The following is a 23,296-nucleotide window of genomic DNA, read 5'->3' as shown; positions in this document are numbered from 1 at the left end:
TGCGCCAGATAAAAAAGTCACAATAATGATCGGTAGTACAATATCAAAGAATAATTTTGATATAACTTCAACATAACTCTTTAAAGAAATACCTGTTGGATGCAGTAAAAGTGATTGATAAAATTGATTAAATTCATCCAACTTCACTTGATTAAATAAATATATAACACCAATGAAATAGACTAAACCAGAAACCAGTTCCTTACTTTTAAACGATTGTCCTTTTTTTGCTGAATCATCAAGCTTTTTCTGTGTTGGCTTTTCTGTTTTCTCAGCCATGATAAATACTCATAAAAATAGAATAAAAGTATCTACTGTTAAAAAAATGATATAATTCATTCGTCATTGCTGAGGTAAAAAAGAGCAGTAATACTAAAAAAGCGATAATACCTTTGATACAAAGAGAGAGAGAAAATGCATTTAATTGAGGACAAAATAATGAATAAACCCCTAATGCAACTTCACTTAAGAACATGGTAATTAATACAGGAGAAACCAAAATAATCGCCACTTTAACCATATCATTTAGCCAATGACCGATAAAATCGTAACCGATATTTTTATTAATATACCCAATAGGAAAAACATCGTAACTCTCTTTTATGGTACTCATTAAAACAACGAGCCCACCTGTAGCTAAAAAATAGGCCATACAAAACAATCCGGTTAATGACGCAAATTCTGACGATTCAATACCTGTAGTAGGATTAATTGTATCTCCTATGCTTGCTCCTCTTTGATTATCAACGAATTCTCCAAACGCAGAAGCTATCCAAAATGGCGTGGCAAGTAGCAAGCCGATAACTAGACCTATAATTAACTCACTAATTAGAACAATAGCCCAAGTCTCTCTTAAAACCCCTGTTATCGTGATGCTAGGTTTTATTCCTAATGCTATATAAAAAATAATAATATATTTTAATAATTGACTATTGAGAACTCGACTATTGAGGAATGGAATAAACATAAAAATAGGAAATAATCTAGCAATGAGCAAAAAAATATCGATTAAATAAGATTGTATATATTGCAACAGTACTAGCATGATAGTTACCCTGCTAACCCAATCGTCAACATCTCTTTAGCATAAATTAGTAACTTATCTCCCATCCATCCCATCATCATAAGTAAACAAACAAAAACCCCCACAAGCTTGACACCAAAAGGTAAAGTTTGCTCTTGTATCTGTGTGATCGTTTGCAATAGCCCAATAAGCAATCCAATAAAGGTCGCGATAGCAATAGGCGCAGCTGAAAGCAATATAATCAAATAAATAGCTTTATTAGCCGCATAAACCATATCCACTAGTTCACCGCCATCAAATCAAGATATTGATTAATGAGTCCTTTAGATAACAGTCCCCAACCATCCATGGCGATAAATAAAATAAGTTTTAAAGGTACAGATAATGTAATAGGGCTCATCATCATCATACCTAATGCTAATAAAATGCATGAGACAACTAAGTCAATAACAATAAAAGGCAAATAAAGATAGAAACCTATAATAAAAGCAGATTTTATCTCACTAAGTGCATATGCCGGTAATAATGATAAGAGTGAATTTTCTATGTTTTCTTTATCACCATCACTATTTGGTCTATTCTCTTGCGCTTGTTCAAAAAAAGCTAATAAATCAGGATCTGAGTAATGATATAGGTATTTTTTATAATCGCCTAACGCCTCATTTGAAAATGACTCGATCGCATCTGGAGATGACATATCCACTTTATTTTCAATAACATAGTAACAAATATTTTTAGTAATTGGTGTCATAACAAAAAGCGCCATCATTAAAGCGATAGCATTAAGTACCATATTAGAAGGAACTTGCTGCACACCTAATGCATTACGAGTCATAACTAAAACGATAGAAAACTTTAAATAACAAGTTCCTGCAGCAATAATAAAAGGAGCCAATGTGGCAAGAGCTAGGATCAAGATTAATTGTGTTGAGCTTTCCATATGTTATTCGCATTTTATAGATAATTTATTAATTTCTACCGCTAACATATCTTTAATTTTGATTAATTCTCCTTGGGCAATAGCTTTACCATTTGCTAAAATATTAATATGACGAATGGCATTATCAGGTAAAATAAATTTCTTCCCTGGTGCTAATTCTTCAAGTTGATCAATTGATAATGTTTTATTGGCTAAAAGAAAAGATATTGTAATCGGAATAGCGCCAATTGAATTTAAATCAAGTGATTGAGCTAAATCAATGCTATCTTCTATTATGGCATCGTTTTGCTCATCCTCTTCATTTTCTTCACTATTTTCAACGATAGCATCTAATGTCACACAATTACCCTCATCCCATGAAAAATAAAAATATTTTTTATCACCAACATTAAAAGAAAAATGGATATCATCTATTAATAAAACATCCCCTGGTAATATTGTTTTTAATAATGAAAGTGATATTTTACTGTAACCAAAAATAAAACTTGTTATAAAACCTATTTTATTTTTTGGAAATACTGTCAATTCATATTTCCATTTAATATCGCAAATAAAAACATGACCTAATGTGGTATCTACACAAGGATAGCAAGATCCTTTTTCAGCACCTAAACAGATATTTTCAACACATGATGACATTGGCTCTTTAGAAAAAGGAAATAATAATGTTGATAAAGATTGTGAAAAAAGAGCAATTAAATAGTTTTCAGGTACTAATTCCCAATCAATTTTTTTTCAGGATATAAGTTATCCATGACTTGACTAACTGAAATTAACGCCGTTAAGGTTCCTAATTTATTCTCACATCTCAATACAAAATATAGCTGTTTTTCTGTTATTTTTTTTGTACCAAAGATAGAAGATAATATTACCATGTCATTAATTTTATTTGTTTCTTTATGGTTATTATCTACCTCTACGTTAATACTCATTCATTTTCATCCTCTCTTTCATAAATAGCATTAATAGAGTTGATATACCACGATTTATTTTTATGGCTATTAGTTAGATCTATGGATAATCCCCCATTATATTGCTTCAAATTCTCTAATGCTGTTTGATAAACGCGTCCTGAGGAGGCAATTAACTGAACTTGTTTATCAATAAAATGAATTTTAGCCTGATGATAACGACTCTTCCATTTTGTAAATGTATAAGTAATGCTTGGTGGTAGAGTCAACATAGATATTTTTTTATCTATTACTTGCCAAGCAGGTAGCTGTGAAACCATTTTGGCTACTTTTGGTAATGCAATTACCGTTTTTATTGGTGTAACTTGCGAAGAAAAAGGAACAACTTTATTAGTTTCAGTGATATTTTCTTGATAAATTTCCGGTTCTTCTTTTGTATCAACTTTTGATACGTTATTTAGCGGCATTGCCATACTAGACTCAATATTTTTGTATGCACTGTTATTCTCTTTCTGATGAATTTGAGCCTGTTTTTCCTGCTTAGTTGCACTGCTAACTAAATCAACATTATCATTATTAACGGGTTCTTTTTTAATTATTTTTTCTAAAAACTTAATATACTGTTGTTGATTTATTTTTTTATCTACGAAAATAGGAAATACTGAACTCTTTTTTGCCGATAAGAATTCATTAACCATCGTTTTAACATTGTTTTTTCTTATTATGTCTTTAATGACAGTTTTTTCTTCTATTCCTACATGGGGTTGTAGTTTGTATTTATCTATCTTAGATGTTTTTTTATTTATTCTCTGATCAGTGAGCTGTGCTTTTTTTTCTTCTCTTCCTATATATAAAGAGTTAAATCCTTTTTTTATATTTATATCTAAAGATATTTTTTTAGTTTTAGAACCACCAGATGATAATAAATACCGATGACTTAATAGCAAACCTTCATAATTTTCTGGCGTTTTATCTTCCTGAAGATCTTGCTCATCGTTATGACTGGCAATATTGTCTTTTAAACTCGCTATTTTTTTAAGTATATCTAATTTCTCTGCTAATTTTTTTATACTTTCAGGTGTAAGCTGACATTTATTCAAATACCTATTTACGCTATAAGACTCAGTTGGAATATCACTTTCCGTTTTTTCACTAGATAGCGTCATCTTATTTGAGTTAGATATTCCCTGAACCATATAATGCTATCTCCTGTATTTCATTCTGCTCTAACCTTTCAATATATAGCTCTTTCTCTAATGCTTTTCTTTCAAAATAAAGTGTCATTTTATTTTGTTTTTTGACGGCCTTTTGTCGTTGTTTTTTTAGCGCCTCACTCTGTTTTTCTAAATCATTCAGTTTATCCTTTATTTCTTCAACTTGAGCGACATAAAAATTTATTGAATGTAAAACAATAGCTTGCTTCCTTCTTTGTTGATGAAACGAATGAATTGAATAAATACCGGCTTTTTCATAAGCGGGTACTTCACTCTTTAAAGCACTAATTAATTGCTCTTGCTCTTTTTTCTTCTGTTCAGCTTCTGTAATAAGTTTTTTATATTTTAATTGTTCTTTTTCTATTTTTTTTTGCCGTTGGGCAATGGAATTAATCAATGCTTGATGCTTAAGCGGTAATCTCATACATTTGTTCTAATGTTTGTCGAAAATCGGCTTTTTCTTTAAAGGATTGAGTAAGAAAGCTTTCTATCTTGGCTTGTTTTCTTACCGCGATATCATTTAATTCGTTATCTCCTTCATGATATTCTCCTAACTCTTGCAATAACTTAACATCTTGTAATCGCATCAATATTTGTCTTATTTTTAAAGCAGATTTTTGTTGTTTACTATCAGTGACTTGTTGAAAAACCCGACTCACACTACCTAATACATCAATAGCAGGATAGTGCCCTGATGCTGCTATTTTTCGAGATAAATAAATATGTCCATCTAAAATAGAACGAATTTCTTCACCGATCGCATCTGGCTCATCATCACTCTCTAATAAAACAGTATAAAATGCCGTAATGGAGCCTGTTTTTGTTACCCCTGGACGCTCTAAAATAGCGGGAAGTTTATCAAATACAGATGCTGGATATCCTTTACGTACGGGCAACTCACCCGCTGTTAATGCGATATCCCTTAACGCTCGACAATAACGAGTCATAGAATCAATAAATAAAACGGCATTTTTTCCTTGTTGACGAAAATATTCGGCAACCGTTGTTGCCACTAAAGCCGCATTACACCTTTCTACCGCTGATTGTTCTGAAGTTGAGCAAATTAAAACCGTATTTTCACATCGCTTATGTTGCTTTAATTCTTCAATAAACTCTGTAACTTCTCTTCCTCGTTCACCAATCAAGCCAATAACAAAAACATCGGCCTGTGCAAAACGGATAATCATATTCATTAACATCGTTTTACCCGTTCCTGCACTAGCAAAAATCCCCATTCGTTGCCCCAATCCACAACTTAATAATCCATCAATAGCACGTATACCTGACTTAAATAGTGTTGTAATAGGCAGCCTATCACTAAACAAAGGTGGCCGACCTTCGATAGGACATAAGGTATTAAAGGTCTTCTCTGCTATTTCTGTATTAAATCGTAATAAGCAATTCCCTTTACTATCAATCATGCTGCCTAATATATGTGGGCCTAGGGCAACTGAAAATGTTTTTCCTGTTGGCTCAACTATAATTTGTAAAGAGTAACCTTGAGCGCTTCCCATCATACTTAATATTGCTATGTTATTATGAAACCCAATAACAATAGCTTCACCGAGAATATTTTCACTGAAAATATTCTCTTTTAGTTGGCAGACCTCCCCAATAAAAACATCACGTAACATCACTTCTAAAATATTTCCTTGTATTCGTAAAGGATGCGCTGCGTTATGAAACATTAGAAATCGGGCGTTCATTATTTAGCCAATAAACCGTTGATGTATACTATTCATAATTTGAAAATAGTCATCAATGGCTCTTGCCATGCTTTCTCCATTTTGCAATGCAATTGGCATAAATGATGCTCTTAATTCTAAAGAGTCCTCAATTCTCACCAAGGCCGGTTGTCCAGGGTAAAAACTTTCTGTTTGATTATTGATGCTATCTAATAATAATTCGGCACTAATTTGTGTAAGTAATTTTTCATCATAATCACAAAGCACCGACCAAATCATAGGAACCTCGTCAACAACCAATAAATTAATATCTGGCATATCACCTAAACTAATGGTAATGGTTGAATGGTTATCGATTGATTTCCCCCCTGAAAATAAATCATTCCGACCAATAACATTCATTGCATCCATAAGTAAGCTAGCAAGATCAAAAGACATAATCACTCCTAAATAGATTGTAATACATTAATTTCAATATCAGATGTTATCTCATCATAAGATAATACCGGTATTTGAGGATATTGAGTTTCTATTAGTTTTTTTACAAAACGCCTTATATCTATTGATGTTAAAAATATATAATCCTGAATATATTTAATATCATCAATAACCATAGATATTTTTTCTATTATCATATCTAATTCAGCAGGTTCTAAATTCAATAATGTGCCAGAAGAACTTTGTCTTATTCCACTACGAATTATCTCTTCCATATCGTTAGATAAGATAATTGCATTAAACTTCCCATCGGTTGAAAAAAAATAACTAATATAACGAGCAAGAAGCGTTCTAATGTGTTCAGTAAGTAGCACGGGATCTTTTTCTTTGCTCCCCCATTGAACTAAGCCCCCTATAATAGTCTTTATGTTTCTAATAGGAATTTTTTCTTGTACTAATCGTTGCAAAACATCATTTATCCTCTGAATAGAAACTTGCCTATAACACTCTTTTAAAAGCTCAGGGGCACTCTTTTCTAATTTATCAAGGATATCTTTTGTTTCTTGAATACCAAGAAACTCTGTAATATTTAATGTGATCAGATCAGAGAATTTTCTATAAAAGTAACTTTCTGAACGTTCCGCTTTGTAACCTAATGGCGCTAATTTAGATTCATCATCACGCTCAATCCAATAATGGGTTTTATTATCATCTTCAATACTTATTAAGTTAAAGCCTAAAGAGAGCAATTCATCATTAGGATTTTCTATATGAAAAAGAGGAAAAGGACAATTAAGTTCTTTTGCTTTAACTTCGTTAATTAAAATAATAATTTTATCGTCATCTATTTTATCTGAATAGTGAATCACAATATCTGGTAATAATATACCATATTGTAAAATAAATTCTTTTTGTAACCATTTTTCAAAAACTATTTTTGTTAAATATGGTTTTTTCTTAGTAGAAAGAGTGATGATTAATGGCAAAGTTTCAGCTTGTGATAAGGTAATATTTTCTGTTAATAAACTATTATCTACTTCTTCCCCATGTTTACCAGAAAATAAATTTGACATAAGTCCTTTTTTACTGTCGGCATTAGTAGCATTATGATTATCTTTTTCATCTTCTGTTTTATATTCTTTTTTACTACTCTTCCATTTTATTTTAAAAAAGTAAACGCCAAGCATTACAGATAAAATAAGAAAAACAGGTGTGGGAAATCCTGGTAAAAAACCGATACCAAAAGCCAAAATAGCTGTAACAAGCAAAGCAAAATCTTGTGCCAATAGCTCATTCATAATGCTATAGCCCAAATTATTATTTTCACCACCGACACGTGTTACAATAAATCCGGCACTAATAGAGATAAGTAAAGCAGGAATTTGTGCAACTAATCCATCCCCTATCGTTAAAAGTGTATATGTATGTAATGCCTCTGTAATAGATAACCCCATTTGAGCCATACCTACCGATATGCCACCAATTAAGTTCACGAAGATAATGACAATGCCGGCTATCGCATCCCCTTTTATAAATTTCATGGCACCATCGAATGAACCATATAATTGACTCTCTTGTCCTAACTCTTTCCTTCTGATCTGAACTTCTTCATTCGTAATGATCCCTGATTTTAAATCAGCATCAATACTCATTTGTTTTCCAGGCATACCATCCAAAGAAAAACGAGCCGCGACCTCCGCTACTCGTTCAGATCCTTTAGTAATCACGAGAAATTGCACTATGGTCACAATGGAAAAGACAACAAAACCTACAACAAGATTTTCACCAATGACAAACTCACCAAATGAGGTAATGATCTCTCCTGCATCGGCATCTAATAATATAAGACGGCTAGTGCTTATTGATAAAGCAAGCCGGAAAAGAGTTGTTATAAGCAATAATGCAGGAAATGTCATAAAGTTCAGTATACGTTTAATATAAAATGAACTCATAAAGATAAGAATTGCAATAGTAATATTTAAACCTATAAGAAAGTCGACCAAATAAGTTGGCAAAGGTATAATTAACATCATTATAACCAGTATCATCACTGATAGTACGATAAGTTCTGGTTTGTTTTTTATTGCTAATAGAAACTTATAAATCATAAACTTTGCCAATAATTAATTGTTTTTTATTTTCTTAATTGATATTGCTCTTGCTTAATATAATTATCTATAATTTTTTGTATCATTATTTGGCATTCATTTCTAAAATCATCAGATAAGTATAATAATTCAGGATATTTATTGAACATTGTCTTTAACTGTTGTAGCAACCTCATTTTTATTTTAATAAAATAACCTTTCCATTGATTATCCATAAGTGATATTAAATATTTTTCCATTTGTTCTGGAGATATCATTCCATTAATAGTTAGTTGATAAAAATCATCTTCTTTTATAAAACTCTTTAAATCTTCTTTAACTAAATTTTCTATATTCATTTCTATAAAGCTATATAATAATCGTAATTTATTTACCTTTTCCAAAAGATAACCAAACTCTGAACTTTGGGAACAACTTGGCATTAACGATTTCATATCACAAATCAAGCTCTGTGTTAGAAAATTCAAAATAATTGAACATTTTTTTATATCATATTTTTCTATCCACATTTTGAAAAAATAAATAGGCTCAATATCCAGAATAATGTAACTACGGTAAAGGTCTCTTAATACTGATGCATCTAAACAAAGTAATTTAGCAAAGGCTTTAGCTTGGAGAGCAATATTAATGCCCGCCTTAATTTGCTTACCCTCCTCACCTGCAAGTAACCTATTGATCTCATTTTCAATACCTGCATCTAATTGTGCACCTAATTTTTTTTTCCTAAGTAATTCTCGTAAAACCATAACGAGATCACTAGGATCAGGGAACATTTTACGTAAATATTGCAATAATTCCTGTAAACTTCTCCCCGATTTTCTAAATTGAAGCATCACCTTATCAAGTTTCTCATCAGCACCATCTTCTGCAATATATAAAGCTTCTTGCCCTTTATTGGCTTTTTTGTCTAATAATTTTCCTAATCGCTGAGAAAAAAGAGTTGCCACCATAGACATATCATCAGATATTTCTATTAATTGATTTTGATAATTTTCACTTTCGTTTATTTGTGGTTGCTTATATTCTATGTCTTGCTGACTTTCTTTACTAATACTGTTGCTGGCACCATTTGTCGAAGTTGCAGTATTAATTGGTCCGATCATAATATCACCTCATAAATGCCTGAATTTGTTTTAGCGCTTGAGATGTTTTTTTATCCATCGGTAAAAATGGGTGTTCAGTTAAAGAGTCCAATCCGTGCGTATCAGTTTTATCTAATAAACGCGGTTGTAACATAAAAATACGCACCATTTTTTTATTATTATCTGACTGATAGCTAAATGCTCGGCCAACTAAAGGTATAGCACTTAAAAAAGGAATTTTGTTTTCTGCTTTTATGTTATCTTCTCGTGTATATCCACCAATTAATAAACTACCGCCTTCAGAAACTCGGGCCACGGTGCTGATATTTGTGCGATTAATAACAGGTAATTTTTCAATCCCTTCTTCTCTATCTTCATCATCACTTTTTTTCTCGGCGCCATCTTCAAGATTGATAATCATCTCAATCTCTTGGTTAGTATTACTAATACGAGGCAACACACTGATCATAGTGCCGAATGTTGTAGATTCTAATGAAGCAACTCGCTCACCTTTAATTTGTGTATAAAAGGTGGTGTTATTATCAAATATGGCGGGGGTATTTTCTTGAGTTAACAAAATAGGACGAGAAACCATTTTAGCTTCCCCTTCCTCACTGAGTGCTTTGATTTTACTTAAAAAACTAAAACCAGATACAGCACTTAAACTAGCGGTATTAAAGAAAAATGTATTTTTACCCGAGCCATAACTCCCCTGCCAATTCACCCCCAAACTATCGGCTTTACTTTTAGAAATATCAATTATCCATAATGACAATTCAACTTGTCTTTTCGGTTTATCTAATTGTGAAATAAGTGAGCTAACTAAAGCTAAACCTTCTCGACTCGTTTTAACCAACAGGCTATTTGATCCAGGTAAAGGAACGAGTTCAACATTATATTTGCCCATTTGAGTGATAATCGGTGAATGAGTATCTTGTATATCGTTGGTAATTTTATCATCCTGATATTTATCATTATCTTCGATAATCTCACGCGCTCTTCTGACTGTTTTTTCTTTCTCTCCCGATGGCATAAATAGCTGTTGCAAAACCGTTGTTATACCTGGTAAAACCACTTTTTCATCACGTAATATATAGGTTCTATCTTGTACAAAAGTGTTTTTTAATGGAAATATCTGCACAAACTCATCGCCATAACGAGAGCTTCCGGTTGGAACTTGATTATTGATATTTTCATTAATTTGTTCTTGTACATCATTATCCAAAAGCTCAGCAGCAGCCTTAACTAAGCTAATATAAATAGGAGGACCTGAGAGATAAAAAGTACGCTGATCGTGACCTGCACGTAATGGGTAGCGGAGATCATATAATCCAACATCTTGTAGATACTCTTTCAGTTTACTCAAGCTGATATTTTTCACTTGAAATAGCTGTTGCTGTATCTCATTATCGCGATAAATATAAATAGATTCTCCGTCATTAAAATAAAGTAATGACAAACGCTTTACCATTAATTCAAAGGCGTCTTCAGGTGAAGAAATATCAAATTTTCCACTGATCCGCTCTTTTTTTACTGCGCTGCTTAGAATAAAAGGTTTATTTAATTTATCTGATAGCACTAGGAAAAACTGTTCTATATGTGTATTTACCGCAACAAAAACATCAGGTTTTTTAACCTGATGTGTATAAATAACCTTTCCTTCTGCCGCTTGAGTTGGCAAAAAGAAGCTATAAAAAATGATAATTCCAATGATACAGTAAATTTTATTTTTTATGTTCATAAAGATATTGGCCAATTCGCCGAAATTCAGTTGGTGTAATACCAAATAATGTCTTAATTTCATTAGAAAAATGAGATGCTGAACTAAAACCATTATCGACTGCAATCTGAGTCAATGATTCATCTGTTGATAGCGTTGTCAAAATAGAAGATGCCGCACGCCATGAACGTAATTGACTTTTACCACAATTACCTAAATAACGTTTACACAGCCGTCTAAAATGTGTCCCTGATACACCATATCGTTCACCTATTTGTGCAATATTGCTTTTTTTCTCATCCAAATAACTAATCAGATGTAATATAAGCCAGTAACTTTCACTGTGTCTTATTGTCACAAAAAGAGGTTCTAATTGGCTTTCATCTTTCAGTGCCTCATTAATAATCAGATGTTCTAATGTTCCACTCCCCTCTTTTATATAAAAAATTTGTTGATTAATATCAAAATTAGTGCCAACTGCTGTCATTTTTGAAAAATCTCTAGCATAATCAATAAATGCCAATAATCTGGCACAAATAAAAAATGATCTCTTTTCAATACGCCATGACTGATTTTCTGATTGAAAAATAACATTTTCATTTTTTGAATTATAAATAAAAGCCTTTCCCTTTATAATTTTAGTCGTTTTATCATCGTATATTCTTATTGGATATTCATCATTTAAAGGAATGCACATGAATAATAAATTCCCTGATAAAATATTTTTATCGCCACTTATTTTTATATCATTTATTAACATGGTAAATACCTCAGCCTATACTTATAATCTATTAAGGGTTCAAAAAAACAAACTATTTTTCAAAATGTTATTATAGCCATAATTTATAGAACACTATAATAATATAGCCTAGAATTAACTTTAAAAATAAATAACAATTCTCATTAATTATTATTAAAAAAACAACAGTAATATATCAACATTTATTTTCAAATAAAACACCTATGTTTTTTTAAAGAATTTCATTGTTTATATGACTAAAATATATTTATAACATGAATTAATTAACATTTATTATTGGGTTAACTCTATGCTGTATTATATTTATGTTCTCAGTGGTCCTTTAAAAGGGATAATAACGCCTTTGCTGCCTAATCAATACTCATTAATTCTACATAGTAAAGAACATATTGAAAATAAAATAGAAAATGAGAAATTAACACTTTACATTCCTTGCAACAAGAAAGAACATGAAAAGATAATTACGATTATGCTTGATGAGCATAATACAAAAAATAATAAATATAAAATAGAAGATGGTTTAATTTCTAAAGAAATTAGCAAAGAACTACCATTAGAACTCGATAAGCCTATATATATCAATAATTTTCCTATTTTCTTAATTAGTCATAAAGATGATTTGTCTATAACATCTTTTGATTTAAATTCAAAAAAATGGACAATTAATAGAAAAATCATTGTATCATTTATATTTGTTATTGCATTTTTTATAGTATCATTTACTTTTATGAATGTATCAAAACCATTAGAAAATAAACCAAAGGAATTGGCTTTTAAAAGTTCATATTCAAATGAATTTAAAGGAGAAAATGGTTATTTATGTATTTACACTGAACCTTACTCTTCTAAAAATTTAATAAAAGATAGTGATTCAAAAACAAAAATTTCATTTTTGAACAAAGAAAAAATTATCAAATTAGCAACTAATAATAAAATTCACGTTACTTTAAAAGACAACACTAAACCTATAGTGAGTTTTTTTTATTATAATAAAAATGAAAAGTTAAAAATCATTCAAGCCATCAATGACAATTTTCCCAAAAATTGTCAGCCAATCATAAAAGAATTATCAATTGCTAAAATTGTTGAAGAGATAAACAAGCTAAATTTCACTAAAACAATAGGATATACTATTGAAGAAAAAAATAACGGCTTAATTTTTATCTTTGATGATAAGCTAAGCGTAAATGACAAAGAAAAATTTAATGCTTATATAAAAAAACAGGCAGCTTTTTTTGGAAGAAAATTTATTTTTTATCGTGAAAATAAAGTTAATATCAACTTGAAAAATAAAGCAATGCTACAAGAAGATAATGGATATATTTTTCTTGATAATCAGCATCGTTATTTTCCTCAAGGATAATCAAGCTATGATGAGTAACATAACAAATTTAAGCACAAAGGAGTAATTTATGGCTGCGAGTCTTGTTGAAACAGATGTAAGTTCAATTAGTAAAGTTGACCAATATTTTCATAAACCTGTGAAAACCCAAAGCTATGAGTTATCTGAAGCCTTAGAAGCATTAAAAGCTGATACATCTAATGCCGCGGCATTAGCCGAATATCAAGCCAAACTTGCCGAATATAATATTACACGTAATGCCCAATCTACATCAATCAAAGTCATTAAAGATCTAGCAATGAGTATTATTGGTAATATGCGTTAACATGAGTTTTACGGAGGTTATGTATGGCTATTGCACCTATTATTCCCGTTAATTTAACCAAAGAACTACAAGATACAAGTGATGATAGTTTATCGACTATCATGGTAAATGGCATTATTAGTAGTATGCAATATGAAAAAAAGATACAAGAAAAGTTAACAACATTAAGCCAATTAGGTGATGCCCAAAGTTATACGAATTTACAAATAGAACTTAGCGATTATTCAATTACGATGAGCTTAGCGAGTACGTTAGCAAGAAAATCTCTCAATATTGTGGAAACACTACTTAAGGCTCAATAGTAATGAATAGACGGTATTTGTTATTACTATTTTTATGTTGCTTACTTCCTTTATTAAACGGTTGTAAGGATCAATCACTGCTCACTAATTTAAGTCAAAGGCAAGCAACTGAAATTCAAGCGGTGTTACAGAAACACCAAATAACAAGTACTCGTACTGCGTTAGGAAAAGGATTATTTGAGATCTCAGTTAAAAAGGAAAATATAGGGATTGCTATTCAAATATTAGAAGAATATCAATTACCAACAATTTCTCGTATTGAAATTACACAATTATTTCCATCAGATGCATTAGTTTCATCGCCTCAAGCTGAAAAAGCACGTTTAATTTCAGCCATTGAGCAACGGTTAGAACAATCATTATTAACCATTGATCATCTTATCGATGCGAGAGTACATGTCAGTTATCCACTATCATCAAATGATCGTATAACGCCAACACCTCATGCTTCTGCTTTAGTTTTCTATGAAGATGGCATGATAGATAGTGATCAGCTAAGTGACGATGTTCGTGCTTTTATCCATAATGCTTTTAATGATATGGATGAGAGTAATATTACTGTTTTATTATATCCACGGAATATCAATAAATTTACGATATTAAATAATCAACTTCACCAAGATAATACGACATCATTGAGTAACTCTTGGTTACTCATAGGGTTATCAGTAATTAGTTTAATTATAATAATTGTGGTCATATTGATTATTTATCGTCGTAAACAAGTCAATAAAATGGTAAGCGAGAATGAGTAATCTGACTGCTGAACAATTTAAATTGATCTCTAATGTAATGTATGAACCGTTAAGTTATATCCATTCAGACTACGATGTATTAGCATCGCCAGAAGAAAATACCCTATGGCAAAAAATAGCTAATCGTCATTTAATTCAGCAATATCAACTTATACTGCATATTGATTGTGAGATTGATACTACCGTAGAAAAAATATTTACTCATTGGCACACTCTTCCTCGTTGTGCTTTATTTTTAGGTTATTTTTATTCTCGTCATACGCTATTAGCACAAAATTATTATCATTTAGAACCTGCATTAAAAGCCTTTTTAGCTCTCTATCCTATGTTAAATAGGACTGTCGATAGCAAAATATTACTGTCACTAAAAGATATTGCCCCCATAGATATTGGCTATCAATTACTATTTAATTTTATTAAGCTAATATCGAACGCACTAGCTCAACGTTTTAAATTACTTTTTTCACCAAAATCTTTATCAATTAATATTGAATTTCCTAAATCACTTGTTTTATCTCCTACACTTTTTTTACTGGTATTAAATTATGCTACGCTTGTTACCTGACAACCTTTTAAAATATACCTGCGAAGGTGTATTAATACGAGCTCACTATATACGACAGCTCGATAATATTCATAAAACAACATTAGCGACCAAGCAGGCAGCAAAAAAAATGCTGCATCACTTTAATCATAAACTAGATAAACTTCGTAATAAGATAGCTAACGAAGCTTATGCTAAAGGATTACAGGTTTTATTAGCTGATATAATAAGATTCTCAATTGAATATCAAGAAAAATTTGTACAATATGAATTTCAGCAACGAGAACAACTCGTCGCAACGATCGGGGAATTCTTAGATTCACCTGAAATACAAGTTAAACTCACTCAATATCTGATGTCATCTGTTCCTCTTGAGCAAAAAGTAACACTCGATATTCCCACAACACTACAGCGCTATTTTGAGAGTGAACTCGACAATAGCAATATTAAGTTAAACTGCCATAACAACAAGACCATTGCTATTCATACCGGTGATCAAATTACTTTTTTTGATCCTGCCATATTTCTCAACGATCTAAGAACACAATTTCATCGGCCTTTTTCTGAAACTTATCAACCGATTTTTGAGCAAAACATCAAACAACTGCTATTAAACTTTATCAATACATTTACCCCCTCAGACGATCTTTCTTCAAGAAAGCCAATTTTAAACGAGGATAACAATGAAAATTGATCCTTTCCGCGCACAGCAGGTATATAACTCTCCTTCGACTTTATCTAGTGCTAACAATATTTCGAGAAAAGGATCAGATCCTATTATCGAAAATTTGAAACTGACTTTTTATCAAGATTTAAGCAAAGCGGATCTTAGCCATGCTAATGATATTCTTACTTTATTAGACCAATTTGATGTCAAAGATGGAGGCAATCAAACGTTAAAAGAGAAGCGACAAATAGCCTTATTGGTTTATGCTCACCAACAAAGTGAATTAGAGCATCATGAAAATAAAAACTTGATTAATCAAGCACTCGTTTCGCGACTCTCTTATCAAGGTTTTTATCATCAAGTCACCCTAGAATTATTAGGTATGATTGATAACAATGATGAATTCGAAGGTTTTTTTAAGCCTGATAGGGTGACATTTTCATTGTGATCATAACATTTGAGCACCAGGCCCTTTTTCCCCTAAAATATCATCAGGGTTACGTAATGGGCAATCATTTAATGATAGGCATCCACAGCCAATACAGTGATCAAGTCCATTACGTAATCGCTTAAGACGCCGAATACGCTCATCGAGCCGTATTTTCCAATCCGTTGATATTTCATGCCATTGTTCTGCAGTTAATTTACTATTTGGTGGATATTTCCCTAATATTTCCTGAATTTCTTTTAATGGAATACCTGTACTCTGCGCTGCTTTAATAATTGCCACATAACGGAGTACCACTGACGGGTAACGGCGCTGATTTCCAGGGCTCCGAGAACTTTTTATCAATCCTTTTTCTTCATAAAAATGCAGTGTAGAAATCGCAACACCACTGCGTTTTGCCACTTCGCCAACCGTGAGCGCTCGATTAAAATCTATTTTCTCTTTACTCATTTGCTACCTTTTTTATTTTTCACTTGACCTCAAGTTAACTTGAGGTTTTATAGTCTTGTCCCAATACAAAGTCAAGTCAGCCAATTGCCTGATTTTATTTTTTTAAGTTTATTGAGGACTGATACATGCCTAACTCAATTGCACGTATTCTTGAAAGCCAAACATTATGGATTGTCGCAAGAGTGCTAATTCTATTGTTATTTTTATCATCGGGTTTTGCCAAGGTATTTGATTATGAGAATAGTTTGGCAGAGATGCGTGCAGCAGGGTTAAACCCTGATTGGTTTTTTAATCTCGCCAGCGCCATTGTTTTATTCGCCGGATCGATTTTAGTTCTTTTTGATCGTTATCTATGGTTAGGTGCTGGCGCATTAGCCACTTTCTTATTTTTAACCATTGTGATTGTACATACGTTTTGGAATATGACCGGCGATAAAGCGATGTTATCCATGTATTTTGCGATAGAGCATACCTCTGTGATTGGAGGACTAATGGCAACCGCAATGGCTAGCCACTTTAGAGCATTATGGAAAAAATTTAACTCATAACACCCTAAAAATAGATAAAAACTTCACTATGGGATCGGCGGTAAAATGAATAAGAAATTGACGTTAACTTTATCTGCCTCACTATTTTTATTAAGTGCAGGGGCAATGGTTTATGCAACAATGGGATCTGATGAAGATGAAACACAGCCATTTGCTTATCCACCAACAAAAGTGGCATTAGCAACCGCGCAATCCGCTGAATTACCCAATACCATGCATGGTGTTGGAGAATTGGAAGCTGCTAGACAAGTCTATTTAGCGGCAGAAACAAATGGGCGCATCGCCACGATCCACTTTGCATCAGGACAGACCGTCACCGCGGGACAAATCTTAGTAAAATTAAATGATGAGCCAGAGCAAGCGGAATTATTACGCCTACAAGCACAACTAACTAATGCAGAAAAACTTTATTCAAGAACTCGCCAACTTTATAGTAAAAATGTGGCTGCAGCAGCACAATTAGATAGTACGTTATCAGAGCGCGATATGATTGTAGCCTCTATCCGTGAAGTGAAAGCGCGCATTGCACAAAAAACCATTAAAGCTCCCTTTGATGGTATTGTCGGCATAAAACTCGTGCATGAAGGACAGTATCTAAATGCTGGGGAACGTGTTGCCTCATTAGTGGATGCAAGCCACTTAAAACTTAACTTTTCACTCGATGAGCAAGTGGCGCCACAGCTTTCAACTCATCAACCTATTAATATTGCAGTTGATGCTTATCCTAATCAAACATTTACCGGCTCACTTAATGCCATAGACCCTCTTATTGGCCCTTCTCGCACTGTGCAAGTACAAGCCATTTTACCGAATACCGATAACAAATTAAAAGCGGGCATGTTTGCTCGTGTTCAAGTTACCTCCCCTACTCGTCATCAGGCATTAACCGTACCAGAGACAGCGGTTACTTATACTGCCTATGGGGATACCGTGTTTGTAGCGCAATCTGACAATCAAAAAAACCTTATCGCTAAGCGTGTCTCTGTGAAAGTTGGATTGCGCTACAACGGCCTTATCGAGATCAAAGAAGGCTTAAATCAGGGAGATCAAGTTGTTACCTCAGGGCAAATCAAACTTAGTGATGGCACCTCAATAGCCCCCATAGAGCAAGATACGTTAACACTGGCCCAATCTACTACTCGTCAACCATAACAGGAGTGTTTCATGAAATTCACTGATATTTTTGTGCGACGACCTGTTTTAGCGTTAGTAGTTAGCACCTTGATTTTTTTACTGGGCGCATTTGCGTTCAGTAAACTACCTATTCGCCAATACCCCATGTTACAAAACTCAACGATTACCATTGCAACAGACTACCCTGGCGCATCGTCTGAACTGATGCAAGGTTTTGTGACTCAGCCTATTACACAAGCCGTTTCCTCGGTGGAAGGCGTTGATTATATTTCTTCATCTTCAGTACAAGGAAAAAGTTTTGTCACGGTAAGAATGGAGTTAAATCGCGATCCGACACAAGCATTAACGCAAGTGATGGCCAAGGTCAATCAAGTACGTTATAAATTGCCAGAACAAGCTTATGATCCTGTGATTGAACTTTCTTCTGGTGAATCAACCGCAGTCGCTTATGTTGGCTTTTCCAGTGAGCAAATTTCTATTCCAGAATTAACTGACTATCTATCTCGTGTGGTTGAACCGATGTTTTCCTCCATTAATGGGGTCGCCAAAGTACAAGTCTTTGGCGGACAACAACTGGCCATGCGCGTATGGCTAGATACTGATAAATTAGCGGGGCGAAACTTAACTGCTAGTGATGTCGCTGATGCCATTCGCCGTAATAATTACCAAGCAGCTCCTGGAAAGGTCGAAGGTGAGTTTGTTATTGCGAATGTTTATGTCAATACCGATTTAACCAATGTGGAAGAATTTAAAGATATGGTGATCCACAATGATGGCCATAATCTTATACGTCTACGTGATATTGGCACCGTCGAGCTAGGTGCGGCTGCTACTGAAACCAGTGGCATCATGAATGGCAAAAAAGCCGTCTTCTTAGGCCTATTTCCAACACCAACAGGTAACCCGTTAATCATTGTTGATGGTATTCGCGAAAACCTTACTGATATAGAAAAAACACTCCCACCAGGTGTAAATGTGGAGCTGGCCTTTGAAACTTCACGTTTTATTAAAGCTTCTATTGATCAGGTGGTGCAAACATTAATTGAAGCCATTTTAATTGTTATTGCTGTTATTTATCTCTGCTTAGGCTCATTACGTTCTGTAATTATTCCTGTGCTTGCTATCCCTTTATCTATGTTGGGGGCAGCCGGATTAATGTTGGCATTTGGTTTTAGTATTAATTTGCTTACTTTACTAGCAATGGTTTTAGCCATTGGATTAGTTGTCGATGATGCGATAGTGGTGGTTGAAAACGTACATCGTCATATTGAAGAGGGATTATCACCAGTGCAGGCCGCATTAGTGGGGGCACGAGAGGTCGCGGGGCCGGTTATTGCCATGACCATCACTTTAGCCGCCGTTTACGCGCCAATCGGTCTCATGTCAGGATTAACAGGTGCACTGTTTAAAGAATTTGCCATAACGCTTGCTGGTAGCGTCATTGTATCGGGTATTGTGGCATTAACCTTATCTCCGGTCATGAGCTCATTAATGCTCAAACCGAAAGAAAATGAAGGCAGGATGGCTAAAATAGCCGAATATACCTTTGATAAATTGGCATATTACTATAGCTATTTGCTTAATTTTTCTTTAACTCATCGCTGGTTAACCGTCGTTTTCGCCTTCGCCGTGTTTGTTAGCTTGCCGTTTTTATATAGCCAGACAAAACAAGAGTTAGCACCTTTAGAAGATCAAGCGAGCGTTTTAACCGCGGTAAAAGCACCACAACATGCAAATCTTGCCTATGCGGAACATTTCAATCAGAAACTTGATGATATTTATATGAGCCTACCAGAAACAGACAGCACATGGATCATCAATGGTACTGATGGCCCTTCAGCAAGCTTTGGTGGGATTAATTTTGATGGTTGGAAAGGTCGTGATCGTAATGCCAATCAAATTCAGGCAGACCTACAAAATCGTGTTGCGGATGTTGAAGGAAGCAGTATTTTTGCTTTTCAATTAGCATCATTACCTGGCTCTGTCGGCGGATTACCTGTCCAAATGGTGTTACGTAGCCCATTAGGTTATCCCGTTTTATTTGACACGATGGAAGAGATCAAACAGCAAGCACGAGAAAGTGGTCTATTTGTCGTAGTGGATAGTGATCTTGATTACAACAACCCTGTTGTACAGATCACTATTGATCGTGCCAAAGCCAATACCCTTGGTATTCGCATGCAAGATATTGGCGAATCACTATCCTTATTAGTGGGTGAACACTATATCAATCGCTTTGGTATGGATGGTCGCTCTTATGATGTGATCCCCCAAAGTATACGTCAACAACGTTTAACTCCGGCAGCACTTGCAGGGCACTATATTCGTACTCAAGATAACCTGTTAATTCCATTATCAACCGTAGTCAATATTACCACTCAAGTTGAACCCAATAAATTAACGCAATTTAATCAACAAAATGCCGCTATATTTCAAGCTATTCCGGCACCGGGTGTCACCATGGGGCAAGCTGTTGCGTTTCTTGAAAATGTGGCAAATTCCTTACCCGCTGGCTTTAGCCATGATTGGCAATCTGATGCTCGCCAATTTACCCAAGAAGGAAATACCTTAGTCTTTGCGTTTATTGCCGCCCTTATCATTATTTATTTGGTATTAGCCGCACAATATGAAAGCTTGGTTGATCCATTGATTATTTTGATTACGGTACCACTCTCAATTTGTGGTGCATTAGTGCCATTAGCTTTAGGTATGGTGACATTAAATATCTACACTCAAATTGGTTTAGTCACCTTGATAGGACTTATCAGTAAGCACGGTATTTTAATGGTGGAGTTCGCTAATGAATTACAAGTTCATAAAAATCTAAATCGACGTGAGGCGATTATTGAAGCAGCAAAAATCCGCTTACGCCCTGTCTTAATGACTACGGCAGCAATGGTTATCGGGCTTATTCCTCTGCTATTTGCCAGTGGTGCTGGAGCGAATAGTCGCTATGGATTAGGGTTGATTATTGTATCAGGTATGTTAGTTGGCACGCTATTTACGCTGTTTGTATTACCCACAATGTACAGCTTCTTAGCTCGAAACCATCAAGTCAGCGCTCAGACTGAGCGTCAAAAACAATTACAGCAAATCAGTGAGCAATAAAAATAACAAGCGCTAATGTCGTAAACCCATCCCCATTGTAAATACAATGGGGATGGTTATAGTTATTTTTTGAATAAATATTATTTTATTTCAATATTATCATTGACTAAAGGAATGTTATGATTTATTGCAAACTTAATCAGCTCATCAACTTGTGATTTCCTTTTAAGTACCTCCCTACTGCGATTTTCCCTTAAATGAACGAGAATACTTTCTAAGCTTTTTGTTTTTGTATTTCCTGCCTCTATCATTTTCATCATTTCCATTAAAGCAATAAACTCCCCTGTTCTTCCTAATCCCGCAAGACAATGGACAGCTATATTTTCTTTTGTTGGGTTTATTGTGAATTTCTTGCCAATAAAATCAATTGTATTTTTTAATTTTATCGCATCTATTGCTGTATGATCTTCCCAATTATAAATATGTACAAATTTTATATCTTTCTTTTTATCACAACCTTTTTTAGTCAATCTCTTAATATATACTTTGCAATCTAACTGTCTTTCATTTAGTAAAATTTCATTATCTCCATTCTTATTATCTACAATTTTATATCCCCCATTGTTATCTTTTATTTCAAAATAACTGAAATCCCACTTCTTAAAGTGGCAAGATTTTATATTATCTGAATAAAAACCCTCTCTAAAGTATTTAAACCCTTTCTGCTTAGAATTGATTTTATCATATTCACTATCAGGTTTTGAGAAGTCCCATTTAATATCCTTATCCGAGGCTAAAACATAAACTGTCTTTATATCATTATCAAATAACATATTAAAATAATGTTTTAAACTCTCTTTATCATTAAGAGGATATTGGCTTGCAATAGTCGTATAAGGAGAGTTCTTAACACTCACATTATTAGTAGGTAATAATACCCCATTAGATTCTATTAAAGTTTTTTTACAATATCGTACTCTATATCTAGAATTAGGTACACATTGATAATTATTTTCATCATATTGAGGTGAGTTTTCATCATAATATAATTTGTTAAGAACTTCTGTAGATACTAATCTTTGGATATTATTTACATTATTGATATTTTGTCGCATACAGAGAACAGGTGCTTTTTTTTCAGATAAAATTTCTGTATACCATATAGTACTAGTATTCTTAACACTACTGAAATTAGGATTTCCCGTGGGATCTTTTATTCCTAAAAAATTTCTTATGCTATTAATTTTTGCACTTACATTAGGTATTATTCTTATCATATATCACCCTTTTATAAATTAGTTTTACATAACAGTCTCCTAACTTTATATTGATAAAAAATTTAAAATATAAAAAAAACATCTTTTATCAATCATGTTCATTTTAAGAAATAAATATAAGTGAATATAAAAATGCCAATATTGTTGAATAACATATCGGCATTTAAAATTAAAAGAAAATTTAGTCTCTTGTTTATAAACTTATCTTACATCGTTGAAAAGGTATTCATAATTATCCCACCAGAGATAATCAATGCCATTGAGAATATAGCGGGTAGATCGGGTTTTTGTTTATATAAAATCATGGCAACTAATGTTACCCCAACAATACCAAATCCACACCACAAGGAATATGCCACACCAACAGGGATATAGCCCATTGCACGTGTTAAGGCGAAATAGCAAATACAGTAAGCGGCAATCACTAAAACAGAAGGGGCTAATTTACTAAAGCCATTGGTCTTTTTAATCATTGAGGTGCCTGTGATTTCAGAACCAATAGACAGCGCCAACCATAAGAATCCGGTAAACATAATGGTTATCCTTATTTATTTTAATAAAGTACTTATTTATT

27 protein-coding genes are annotated in these 23,296 nt (G+C 33.3%); 10 read left to right on the top strand and 17 right to left on the bottom strand.

Features of this window, described 5'->3' with window-relative positions:
• From AACU95_RS10670 to AACU95_RS10605, 14 genes are all read right to left on the bottom strand, one after another.
• A partial coding sequence (locus AACU95_RS10670) for an EscU/YscU/HrcU family type III secretion system export apparatus switch protein (RefSeq protein WP_202608862.1) occupies window positions 1–279 on the bottom strand: 279 nt, incomplete at its 3' end.
• Window positions 272–1,045 (bottom strand): type III secretion system export apparatus subunit SctT, encoded by a 774-nt coding sequence (sctT, locus tag AACU95_RS10665; RefSeq protein WP_004245831.1) that lies wholly within the window; start codon window positions 1,043–1,045, stop codon window positions 272–274. The genes sctT and AACU95_RS10670, both read right to left, overlap by 8 nt.
• Before the next feature lie 5 nt (window positions 1,046–1,050).
• Complete coding sequence (gene sctS / locus AACU95_RS10660; RefSeq protein WP_004249210.1) at window positions 1,051–1,299, bottom strand: type III secretion system export apparatus subunit SctS; 249 nt, start codon at window positions 1,297–1,299, stop codon at window positions 1,051–1,053.
• 5 nt (window positions 1,300–1,304) lie between these two features.
• A complete protein-coding gene (locus tag AACU95_RS10655) occupies window positions 1,305–1,964 on the bottom strand; it encodes an EscR/YscR/HrcR family type III secretion system export apparatus protein (RefSeq protein WP_004245833.1) in 660 nt (219 codons plus the stop codon).
• A 3-nt stretch (window positions 1,965–1,967) separates the two neighbouring features.
• Entirely contained in the window at window positions 1,968–2,603 is a 636-nt protein-coding gene (locus AACU95_RS10650) for a FliM/FliN family flagellar motor switch protein (protein WP_237073928.1), read from the bottom strand.
• Window positions 2,604–2,677: 74 nt separating this feature from the next.
• Window positions 2,678–2,896, bottom strand: coding sequence for a hypothetical protein (locus tag AACU95_RS10645; protein WP_237073929.1), 219 nt, complete (start codon window positions 2,894–2,896; stop codon window positions 2,678–2,680).
• The gene (locus tag AACU95_RS10640) at window positions 2,893–4,071 is read right to left on the bottom strand and encodes a type III secretion protein (RefSeq protein WP_141192304.1); all 1,179 of its coding nucleotides are present in this window, start codon (window positions 4,069–4,071) and stop codon (window positions 2,893–2,895) included. The genes AACU95_RS10645 and AACU95_RS10640 overlap by 4 nt, the downstream gene beginning before the upstream one ends.
• The gene (locus AACU95_RS10635; protein WP_134736465.1) at window positions 4,052–4,513 is read right to left on the bottom strand and encodes a type III secretion protein; all 462 of its coding nucleotides are present in this window, start codon (window positions 4,511–4,513) and stop codon (window positions 4,052–4,054) included. Before AACU95_RS10635 ends, AACU95_RS10640 begins: the two co-directional genes overlap by 20 nt.
• On the bottom strand, window positions 4,497–5,795 hold the full coding sequence (gene sctN / locus AACU95_RS10630; protein ID WP_141192305.1) for a type III secretion system ATPase SctN: 1,299 nt from the start codon (window positions 5,793–5,795) through the stop codon (window positions 4,497–4,499). The genes AACU95_RS10635 and sctN overlap by 17 nt, the downstream gene beginning before the upstream one ends.
• Before the next feature lie 3 nt (window positions 5,796–5,798).
• A complete protein-coding gene (locus AACU95_RS10625) occupies window positions 5,799–6,212 on the bottom strand; it encodes an InvB/SpaK family type III secretion system chaperone (protein WP_004245838.1) in 414 nt (137 codons plus the stop codon).
• 8 nt (window positions 6,213–6,220) lie between these two features.
• Window positions 6,221–8,320 (bottom strand): EscV/YscV/HrcV family type III secretion system export apparatus protein, encoded by a 2,100-nt coding sequence (locus tag AACU95_RS10620; RefSeq protein WP_004249202.1) that lies wholly within the window; start codon window positions 8,318–8,320, stop codon window positions 6,221–6,223.
• 26 nt (window positions 8,321–8,346) lie between these two features.
• Window positions 8,347–9,423 carry a type III secretion system gatekeeper subunit SctW gene (sctW, locus tag AACU95_RS10615; protein WP_004245840.1) on the bottom strand — a complete coding sequence of 359 codons (1,077 nt, stop codon included), beginning with the start codon at window positions 9,421–9,423 and terminating at the stop codon, window positions 8,347–8,349.
• 4 nt (window positions 9,424–9,427) lie between these two features.
• On the bottom strand, window positions 9,428–11,143 hold the full coding sequence (gene sctC, locus AACU95_RS10610; RefSeq protein ID WP_004249201.1) for a type III secretion system outer membrane ring subunit SctC: 1,716 nt from the start codon (window positions 11,141–11,143) through the stop codon (window positions 9,428–9,430).
• Window positions 11,127–11,882: a helix-turn-helix domain-containing protein gene (locus AACU95_RS10605; RefSeq protein ID WP_004245842.1), complete on the bottom strand. Its 756-nt coding sequence runs from the start codon at window positions 11,880–11,882 to the stop codon at window positions 11,127–11,129. Before AACU95_RS10605 ends, sctC begins: the two co-directional genes overlap by 17 nt.
• A 289-nt stretch (window positions 11,883–12,171) precedes the next feature.
• Between AACU95_RS10605 and AACU95_RS10600 the strand changes: the two genes are divergently transcribed.
• From AACU95_RS10600 to AACU95_RS10570, 7 genes are read left to right on the top strand one after another with little or no spacing between them, the layout of a single operon-like run.
• Complete coding sequence (locus AACU95_RS10600; RefSeq protein ID WP_012368476.1) at window positions 12,172–13,245, top strand: hypothetical protein; 1,074 nt, start codon at window positions 12,172–12,174, stop codon at window positions 13,243–13,245.
• 49 nt (window positions 13,246–13,294) lie between these two features.
• On the top strand, window positions 13,295–13,549 hold the full coding sequence (sctF, locus tag AACU95_RS10595) for a type III secretion system needle filament subunit SctF (protein WP_012368477.1): 255 nt from the start codon (window positions 13,295–13,297) through the stop codon (window positions 13,547–13,549).
• Window positions 13,550–13,572: 23 nt separating this feature from the next.
• The gene (gene sctI, locus AACU95_RS10590) at window positions 13,573–13,851 is read left to right on the top strand and encodes a type III secretion system inner rod subunit SctI (protein ID WP_004245846.1); all 279 of its coding nucleotides are present in this window, start codon (window positions 13,573–13,575) and stop codon (window positions 13,849–13,851) included.
• Between the two features lie 2 nt (window positions 13,852–13,853).
• On the top strand, window positions 13,854–14,606 hold the full coding sequence (sctJ, locus tag AACU95_RS10585; protein ID WP_017628504.1) for a type III secretion system inner membrane ring lipoprotein SctJ: 753 nt from the start codon (window positions 13,854–13,856) through the stop codon (window positions 14,604–14,606).
• On the top strand, window positions 14,599–15,171 hold the full coding sequence (locus tag AACU95_RS10580) for a type III secretion protein (RefSeq protein ID WP_017628503.1): 573 nt from the start codon (window positions 14,599–14,601) through the stop codon (window positions 15,169–15,171). Before sctJ ends, AACU95_RS10580 begins: the two co-directional genes overlap by 8 nt.
• Window positions 15,152–15,844 (top strand): hypothetical protein, encoded by a 693-nt coding sequence (locus AACU95_RS10575; protein WP_004245849.1) that lies wholly within the window; start codon window positions 15,152–15,154, stop codon window positions 15,842–15,844. Before AACU95_RS10580 ends, AACU95_RS10575 begins: the two co-directional genes overlap by 20 nt.
• Window positions 15,834–16,265 (top strand): hypothetical protein, encoded by a 432-nt coding sequence (locus tag AACU95_RS10570; protein WP_004250129.1) that lies wholly within the window; start codon window positions 15,834–15,836, stop codon window positions 16,263–16,265. Before AACU95_RS10575 ends, AACU95_RS10570 begins: the two co-directional genes overlap by 11 nt.
• Here AACU95_RS10570 and soxR read toward each other — a convergent pair whose 3' ends face one another.
• Complete coding sequence (gene soxR, locus AACU95_RS10565) at window positions 16,266–16,715, bottom strand: redox-sensitive transcriptional activator SoxR (protein WP_012368480.1); 450 nt, start codon at window positions 16,713–16,715, stop codon at window positions 16,266–16,268.
• Between the two features lie 125 nt (window positions 16,716–16,840).
• On the opposite strand from soxR, the gene AACU95_RS10560 reads away from it, so the two are divergent.
• Genes AACU95_RS10560 through AACU95_RS10550 form a run of 3 tightly spaced genes read left to right on the top strand, consistent with a single transcriptional unit; the run spans window position 16,841 to window position 21,505 of the window.
• Window positions 16,841–17,263, top strand: a complete 423-nt coding sequence (locus tag AACU95_RS10560; protein ID WP_004245852.1) for a DoxX family protein — start codon at window positions 16,841–16,843, stop codon at window positions 17,261–17,263.
• Between the two features lie 45 nt (window positions 17,264–17,308).
• Entirely contained in the window at window positions 17,309–18,415 is a 1,107-nt protein-coding gene (locus AACU95_RS10555; protein WP_004245853.1) for an efflux RND transporter periplasmic adaptor subunit, read from the top strand.
• A gap of 12 nt (window positions 18,416–18,427) precedes the next feature.
• On the top strand, window positions 18,428–21,505 hold the full coding sequence (locus AACU95_RS10550; protein WP_004245854.1) for a MexW/MexI family multidrug efflux RND transporter permease subunit: 3,078 nt from the start codon (window positions 18,428–18,430) through the stop codon (window positions 21,503–21,505).
• A gap of 80 nt (window positions 21,506–21,585) precedes the next feature.
• Here AACU95_RS10550 and AACU95_RS10545 read toward each other — a convergent pair whose 3' ends face one another.
• A complete protein-coding gene (locus AACU95_RS10545; RefSeq protein WP_074561662.1) occupies window positions 21,586–22,722 on the bottom strand; it encodes a protein-tyrosine phosphatase family protein in 1,137 nt (378 codons plus the stop codon).
• 206 nt (window positions 22,723–22,928) lie between these two features.
• Window positions 22,929–23,255: a DMT family transporter gene (locus AACU95_RS10540; protein WP_004245856.1), complete on the bottom strand. Its 327-nt coding sequence runs from the start codon at window positions 23,253–23,255 to the stop codon at window positions 22,929–22,931.
• Window positions 23,256–23,296: the final 41 nt, after the last annotated feature.

The sequence above is a fragment of the Proteus sp. G4415 genome, from assembly GCF_963896075.1.
GTDB classification, from domain to species: domain Bacteria; phylum Pseudomonadota; class Gammaproteobacteria; order Enterobacterales; family Enterobacteriaceae; genus Proteus; species Proteus mirabilis.
Note: the sequence above shows the minus strand (reverse complement) of the source record. Positions and strands in the feature narration are given on the sequence as shown.

Bases quoted from the DNA above. Each gene is read 5' to 3' on its own strand.
- soxR (WP_012368480.1), bottom strand. From the start codon at position 16,715: ATGAGTAAAGAGAAAATAGATTTTAATCGAGCGCTCACGGTTGGCGAA.
- AACU95_RS10650 (WP_237073928.1), bottom strand. From the start codon at position 2,603: ATGTCATCATGTGTTGAAAATATCTGTTTAGGTGCTGAAAAAGGATCT.
- AACU95_RS10625 (WP_004245838.1), bottom strand. From the start codon at position 6,212: ATGTCTTTTGATCTTGCTAGCTTACTTATGGATGCAATGAATGTTATT.
- sctN (WP_141192305.1), bottom strand. From the start codon at position 5,795: ATGAACGCCCGATTTCTAATGTTTCATAACGCAGCGCATCCTTTACGA.
- AACU95_RS10580 (WP_017628503.1), top strand. From the start codon at position 14,599: ATGAGTAATCTGACTGCTGAACAATTTAAATTGATCTCTAATGTAATG.
- AACU95_RS10635 (WP_134736465.1), bottom strand. From the start codon at position 4,513: ATGAGATTACCGCTTAAGCATCAAGCATTGATTAATTCCATTGCCCAA.
- AACU95_RS10575 (WP_004245849.1), top strand. From the start codon at position 15,152: ATGCTACGCTTGTTACCTGACAACCTTTTAAAATATACCTGCGAAGGT.
- AACU95_RS10570 (WP_004250129.1), top strand. From the start codon at position 15,834: ATGAAAATTGATCCTTTCCGCGCACAGCAGGTATATAACTCTCCTTCG.
- AACU95_RS10540 (WP_004245856.1), bottom strand. From the start codon at position 23,255: ATGTTTACCGGATTCTTATGGTTGGCGCTGTCTATTGGTTCTGAAATC.
- sctI (WP_004245846.1), top strand. From the start codon at position 13,573: ATGGCTATTGCACCTATTATTCCCGTTAATTTAACCAAAGAACTACAA.
- sctC (WP_004249201.1), bottom strand. From the start codon at position 11,143: ATGAACATAAAAAATAAAATTTACTGTATCATTGGAATTATCATTTTT.
- AACU95_RS10645 (WP_237073929.1), bottom strand. From the start codon at position 2,896: ATGAGTATTAACGTAGAGGTAGATAATAACCATAAAGAAACAAATAAA.
- sctJ (WP_017628504.1), top strand. From the start codon at position 13,854: ATGAATAGACGGTATTTGTTATTACTATTTTTATGTTGCTTACTTCCT.
- sctS (WP_004249210.1), bottom strand. From the start codon at position 1,299: ATGGTTTATGCGGCTAATAAAGCTATTTATTTGATTATATTGCTTTCA.
- sctW (WP_004245840.1), bottom strand. From the start codon at position 9,423: ATGATCGGACCAATTAATACTGCAACTTCGACAAATGGTGCCAGCAAC.
- AACU95_RS10600 (WP_012368476.1), top strand. From the start codon at position 12,172: ATGCTGTATTATATTTATGTTCTCAGTGGTCCTTTAAAAGGGATAATA.
- AACU95_RS10655 (WP_004245833.1), bottom strand. From the start codon at position 1,964: ATGGAAAGCTCAACACAATTAATCTTGATCCTAGCTCTTGCCACATTG.
- sctF (WP_012368477.1), top strand. From the start codon at position 13,295: ATGGCTGCGAGTCTTGTTGAAACAGATGTAAGTTCAATTAGTAAAGTT.
- AACU95_RS10605 (WP_004245842.1), bottom strand. From the start codon at position 11,882: ATGTTAATAAATGATATAAAAATAAGTGGCGATAAAAATATTTTATCA.
- AACU95_RS10620 (WP_004249202.1), bottom strand. From the start codon at position 8,320: ATGATTTATAAGTTTCTATTAGCAATAAAAAACAAACCAGAACTTATC.
- AACU95_RS10560 (WP_004245852.1), top strand. From the start codon at position 16,841: ATGCCTAACTCAATTGCACGTATTCTTGAAAGCCAAACATTATGGATT.
- sctT (WP_004245831.1), bottom strand. From the start codon at position 1,045: ATGCTAGTACTGTTGCAATATATACAATCTTATTTAATCGATATTTTT.
- AACU95_RS10640 (WP_141192304.1), bottom strand. From the start codon at position 4,071: ATGGTTCAGGGAATATCTAACTCAAATAAGATGACGCTATCTAGTGAA.
- AACU95_RS10545 (WP_074561662.1), bottom strand. From the start codon at position 22,722: ATGATAAGAATAATACCTAATGTAAGTGCAAAAATTAATAGCATAAGA.
- AACU95_RS10550 (WP_004245854.1), top strand. From the start codon at position 18,428: ATGAAATTCACTGATATTTTTGTGCGACGACCTGTTTTAGCGTTAGTA.
- AACU95_RS10555 (WP_004245853.1), top strand. From the start codon at position 17,309: ATGAATAAGAAATTGACGTTAACTTTATCTGCCTCACTATTTTTATTA.